The 5,565-nt window shown below is 73.0% G+C and carries 4 protein-coding genes; all 4 read right to left on the bottom strand.

The annotated features are described in order from the left end of the window. Positions 1 to 1,274: magnesium transporter (gene mgtE, locus VFE05_11740; GenBank protein HET6230733.1), on the bottom strand; the 1,274-nt coding region annotated here is incomplete at its 3' end. Continuing rightward, the gene (gene ybeY / locus VFE05_11735; protein ID HET6230732.1) at positions 1,271 to 1,720 is read right to left on the bottom strand and encodes an rRNA maturation RNase YbeY; all 450 of its coding nucleotides are present in this window, start codon (positions 1,718 to 1,720) and stop codon (positions 1,271 to 1,273) included. The genes mgtE and ybeY, both read right to left, overlap by 4 nt. Further along, positions 1,713 to 4,325 (bottom strand): HDIG domain-containing protein, encoded by a 2,613-nt coding sequence (locus VFE05_11730; protein HET6230731.1) that lies wholly within the window; start codon positions 4,323 to 4,325, stop codon positions 1,713 to 1,715. The genes ybeY and VFE05_11730 overlap by 8 nt, the downstream gene beginning before the upstream one ends. After that, positions 4,325 to 5,317 (bottom strand): PhoH family protein, encoded by a 993-nt coding sequence (locus VFE05_11725; protein HET6230730.1) that lies wholly within the window; start codon positions 5,315 to 5,317, stop codon positions 4,325 to 4,327. The genes VFE05_11730 and VFE05_11725 overlap by 1 nt, the downstream gene beginning before the upstream one ends. Positions 5,318 to 5,565: the final 248 nt, after the last annotated feature.

Below are 5,565 nucleotides of genomic sequence, written 5' to 3'. Positions count from 1 at the left end.
AGGATGGGCACCAGGCCGCCGGTGACGCCCGCGACCACGAGGTTGCCCCACATCGCCAGGGTGACGACGAGGCCGAGGATGGGGTGCGCGTGGTAGTAGCTGTCCGCCAGAAGCGCGATGGCGATGCCGGCGATGATCCCGTTGCCCAGCCCGTTGGCGAGCCCCACCAGGACTTCCTTGCCCACGATCTCGCCGCGCCCGCTCGCGGCGTCGCGGGTCAGCGCGAGGCGGCGCACGGTGACGGCCAGCGCCTGCGTGGCCGCGTTGCCCCCCATGCCGGCGGTGATGGTGGCGCACGCCGCGATGGCGGGAAACCGGCTGATGGTCTCGCTGAACGGCGCGTACACGGCCGCGGCGGCGAAGGCGGTGCCCAGATTCACCACCAGCCACGGGAAGCGCGAGCGCACCGCGGCGATGGCGCCGCCGCGCAGCTCCTCCTCTTCCGACACGCCGCCGAACTTGAGGATGTCTTCGGTGCTCTCGGCCTCGATGATGTCGATGACGTCGTCGAAGGTCACGACGCCCAGCAGCCTGCCGCCGTGGTCCACCACCGGCACCGCGGGGAGGTTGTAGCGCGACAGTACGCGGCCCACCTCCTCCTGGTCGGTCTCCGGCAGCACGGTGGCCTCCGGCGGCTCCACCAGCTCGGAGATGTGGGCGTCGCGGCGGGCGGTGACCAGCTTCTGGAGCGGCACGGTGCCCTGGAGCCGCCCGTCGGCGCCGACCACGAAGATGCTGTAGAAGTTGTCGACCTCCTGCGCCTGGCGGCGGATCTCGTCGATCGCTTCGGCCGAGGTGAGGCCTTCGGGCACGGCGACGAGCTCGGTGGTCATGATGCCGCCGGCAGACTCTTCGTCGTACGCCAGCAGCTCGCGGATGTCGCCCGCGTCCTCGTGCGGCAGCGCGGCCAGCACGCGGTCGCGGTCCTCCGGGTCCATCTCGCCGATCATGTCGGCGGCGTCGTCGTCCGACAGCTCGGCGACCACGGCGGCGATCTGGTCCGCATCGAGCGAGGCCAGCGACTCCTCGGGGTGCTCCTCCCACTCCATCTCGGCCAGCGCCTCGGCGGCGAGGGCGGGGTCGTGGGTGAGCACCTGGAGCACGGCGGTGCGCTCGTCCTCGTCCAGCTCCTCCAGCACGTCGGCCAGGTCGGTGGGGTGGAAGGGCGAGACCAGCGCCCGCAGCCCCTCCTCGTTCCCCGCCTCGATCAGCTCGCGGATGTGGTCCGCCAGCTCCCGGGCGTCCATCTCCTCGGCGGCGTCCACCGGCGTCACGGGCGCTCCCCGTCCGCCAGAGCGCGCAGCAGCTCTTCCTGGCGCCGGAACATGGGCGAGTCGCCGCGGTCGTCGTCCTTCGGATGGTCCCAGCCCAGGACGTGAAGCGTGCCGTGCACGGCGAGGCGCACGACCTCTTCGGCCGGCGTGGCGCCGAACTCAGCGGCCTGGCGGGCGGCCTGTTCCACGCCCACGTACACGTCGCCCAGCGGCGGGTCGCCCTCTTCGTGCAGGTGGAAGGAGATGACGTCCGTGGGACCCTCGTGATCGAGATATTCCTCGTTCAGCGCGGCGATCTCCGCGTCGCCGACGAGCACGATGGACATCTCGGCCTCATCCACGCCCTCTGCCGCGAGGACGGCCCGCACGGCGGCCTCCACCCGCCCGGCATCCACCGGCGGGCTCACGCCTTCTCCCACGCTTATCTCCACCACCAGCTCACCCATCCACCGCCCCCGTCTTTGTGGAAGTGCCCGCGCCGTCCGCGTTCGCCGTTCCCGCGCCGACTGGACCCGCCCCGTCCGCATCGTCCGTCCTCCCATCCACCGGCGCCACGCCTGCATCGGCCAGCGGCCCATCCACCGCCGTTACCCCCGCATCCGCCGAGGTGCCGCGGGAAGGCGACGACCCCGCATCGGCGGAAGCGCTGCCGGATGACGGTAGATCCGCCGCCGACGGCTTCCCGGCCGGCGGGACCGCATCGACCGTCTGCCGTACATCTCCCGACACGACGCCGTCCTTCGGCCGCTTTCCGTTCTTCCGTCCGTCTGGCGACGAGTCCGCATCTCCCGGCGCGTCCGCGGACCGCCGGCCGGTGGAGGTGCGCGTGTCGGCGGGCGAGGGAGCGGGGGCGGCGGGGTAGTCGAGGCGGTGATGATACATCGCCAGCAGGCCCTTGGCGAGCACGTCCTTGGCGATGCCGATCTCGCGCAGCGTGAGCGGCGACTCGTCCAGCTGCCCCGCGGCGATCTTGGCGGATACGATGCGCTCCACCAGCTCGCGGATGCGCTGCGGCGTGGGGTCGGCCAGCGCGCGCGTGGCGGACTCCACCGAGTCGGAGAGCATGACGACGGCGGTCTCGCGCGACTGCGGGCGAGGACCGGCGTACGCGAAGTCCGCCGCGTTCACGCGGCACTCCGGGTCGCCCGCCTTGGCCTGGTCCAGGAAGAAGGAGATCTGCTGCGTGCCGTGGTGCTCGGTGATGAACGCCTTCACGGCGGCGGGCAGACGCGCCTCGTCCGCCAGCCGCACGCCTTCCACGACGTGGCTGCGGACGATGGCGGCGCTCATGGACGGCTTGAGCTTGTCGTGCGGGTTGCGGCCGCGCGGCTGGTTCTCGATGAAGAATTGCGGCTTGGCGACCTTGCCCACGTCGTGGTAGTAGACGCCCACGCGAGCCAGCAACGCGTTGGCGCCGATGGCGTTGCACACGCTCTCGGCCAGGTTCGCCACGCTGATGGTGTGCGCGTACGTGCCCGGCGCCTCGAACGCGAGCCGCTTGAGGAGCGGCTGGTTGGGGTTCGCCAGCTCCATCAGCGTCTGGTTCGTGGTCACGCGCGTGAACCACTCCGCCAGCGGCAGGACGCCGACGGCGAGGAGCGACGAGGCGACGGCGTTGGCGGTCATCCACAGCGCGGACCAGCCGATCTCGCCCATCCCCCGCGACCGCAGCAGCCCCGTCGCGACCGCCGCCGCCACGCCCGCCGCGGCGATGATGGCGATAACCAGCCACGTCTGCAGCCGCCGCTCGGCCACGCGCACGCCGAACGCCGCCGCGGCGCCGGTCACGGCGAGGGAGAACGGGACGGCGAGGCCCACGAACGGCGGCTGCCCGCCGATGAGCAGCGCCAGCACCAGCGCGCTCGCCAGCGCCAGCCGCCCGCCCCACAGCACGGCCACGAGCAGGGCCACGAACGGCACGGGGATCAGCTCCGGCGGGAAGTCCGCCCGGGCGATCACCGCCGCCAGCCCCGCAACGGCGACGATGCACAGCGCGAGGAAGATGACGGCGCGGTCGTCGTCGTACAGCGAGTTGCGCGACAGGCGGAGCAGCGCGCCCAGGATGCAGAGCAGCAGCGCGTTGTAGAGGATAGCGCCGGCCGCGCGGGTGGCGGTGTGCGTGCCCTCCGCCGTCTGCCTGTGCTGCTCGGCCGCGGCCTCGTAGGCCCGCAGCCGCGCCTCTTCGCGCTCGCCCACCTGCTGCCCCGCGGCGACCACCTTCTCGCCCGGCAGCACTGTCGCCGCGACCGTGTCCACCGCCGCGCGGGCACGGGCGCGCGCGGCGTCGGTCGCGGCGGCGTCGGGGACGAGCGTCGGGCGGAAGTAGCGGATGAGGAGAAGGCGCTGGAGCTCCGCCGCGTCCGCGCCCGCCTCGGCCGGCAGGGCGGCGGCGGCGGCGGCGTACAGCCGCTCGGCGGAGAGGATGGAGTCGGCCGGGAGGAGGCGCTCCGCCCCGCCGCGGCGAACGCGGAGCACGGACGTGCCCTGGCCCACGAGCGACGCGTGGGCGACGCCACGGGGCAGCGTCTCGCGCACGGCGCGCTCGGTCGCGCCGCGCAGGGCCGCGCGGCGCGCGGAGTCGCCCAGCGCCTGCACCGAGCCGAGGGTGACGGGGATGCGGGCGCGCTCGAGGACGGACATCGCCGTCGCACGGGCGTCCGCCCCCGGGATGGCGAGAGCGGAGTCGGCCGAGCGGAAGAAGGCGGTCAGACCGGCGAGCGTGGTGTCCGCCCCGCCGGGGGAGTAGGCGAAGACGGGCGGGACGCCCGCGGCGGCTTCGTCGCGCTCGCGGCGCAGCTCGGGCTCGGTCTTGGGCACCACGAACGGAAAGCGGGCCACCAGGTCGCGCCGCGACACGGTGCCCCGCTCCAGCCCCCCCTCCCCGTGGACGCCGGGGAAGAGCAGGTACACGACGGCCGCCACCGCCAGCAGGAGCGCGGCGCGGCCGGCATGCTTCGCCAGGCGCGCGCGCCGGCCGCGCCCCGGCTCAGGCTCCGGGGCGGCACCCACCGCGCGGCGGGCGGGCGGCGTGCGCTCCCCGTTGCCCTTCATCAGCCGTCCCGCTCCTCCTCCTCGCCACTCGCGGCGGCGTAGGCGCGGATGATCTCCTTCACCAGCCGGTGCCGGATCACGTCGGTGCCCTTCATGTAGGCGAACGAGATGCCCTCCACCCCCTTCAGCACCTGCTCCACCTCGATCAGCCCCGAATCTTCCCGCCGCGGCAGGTCGATCTGCGTCTTGTCGCCGGTGATGACGGCCTTGGAGTTCAGGCCCAGGCGCGTGAGGAACATCTTCATCTGCGCCCGCGTGGCGTTCTGCGCCTCGTCCAGGATCACGAAGGCGTCCTGGAGCGTGCGGCCGCGCATGTACGCCAGCGGCGCGATCTCGATGGCGCGCGACTCCAGCGCGCGGCGCAGCCGGTCCGGCGGGATCATGTCCTCCAGCGCGTCGTACAGCGGGCGGAGGTACGGGTCGATCTTCTCCTGCAGGTCGCCCGGCAGGAAGCCCAGGTTCTCGCCCGCCTCCACGGCCGGGCGGGCGAGGATGATGCGCTTCACGCGCTTCTTGAACAGCGCGTCCACCGCCATCGCCACCGCCAGGTACGTCTTGCCGGTGCCGGCGGGACCGATGCCGATCACCACGTCGTGGTCCTCGATGGCCTGCATGTACTGCCGCTGGCCCTCGGACTTGGCGGAGATGGACTTCTTGGCGCCGGGCACCACCACCCGGCCGCTCTCGGCCAGGCGCGACGGGCCCGCCTCACCGGCGGTGCGCGAGGCGTCGAAGAAACGCTCCAGGTCCTCGGTGCCGAAGGGCACGCCGGTGCGCGCCAGCTCGATCATGTGCTGGGCCACGGGCACGGCGCGCTCCACGTCCTCCATCTTCCCCGACAGCAGGAGCTGGTCGCCGCGAAGGACGACCCGCAGGCCGCTCAGGCGGCCCAGCTCGGTGAGGTGTGCGTCGTTGACCCCGTTCAGGATCAGGTAGTCGGCGCCTTCGGTGCCCAGACGGTGCTGGACGGGCGGGGCTTGGGTCTCAGGCATCTATCTTCCGCGTCCTTCTGGAGATGTACGTCGTTCGATGAAGATGCGCGGCCCCGCGCCGCATTCCGCGGCTCAGGCGCCGAGCGTCCGGATGTTGGCCTCCCGCAGGTCCGCGTCGGCCAGCGGCGTGGGCGAGCCCTCGAAGAGCGCCCGCGCCGAGGTCGTCTTGGGGAACGCGATGACCTCGCGGAGGCTCTGCGCCTTCGCGAGCAGCATCACGATGCGGTCGAAGCCGAAGGCGAAGCCGG

Source organism: Longimicrobiaceae bacterium, assembly GCA_035696245.1.
Taxonomy (GTDB): domain Bacteria; phylum Gemmatimonadota; class Gemmatimonadetes; order Longimicrobiales; family Longimicrobiaceae; genus DASRQW01.
This window is presented reverse-complemented; position numbering and strand designations above follow the sequence as displayed.

Coding starts and splice junctions, on each gene's coding strand:
- VFE05_11725 (HET6230730.1), bottom strand. CDS start 5,317: ATGCCTGAGACCCAAGCCCCGCCCGTCCAGCACCGTCTGGGCACCGAA.
- ybeY (HET6230732.1), bottom strand. CDS start 1,720: ATGGGTGAGCTGGTGGTGGAGATAAGCGTGGGAGAAGGCGTGAGCCCG.
- VFE05_11730 (HET6230731.1), bottom strand. CDS start 4,325: ATGAAGGGCAACGGGGAGCGCACGCCGCCCGCCCGCCGCGCGGTGGGT.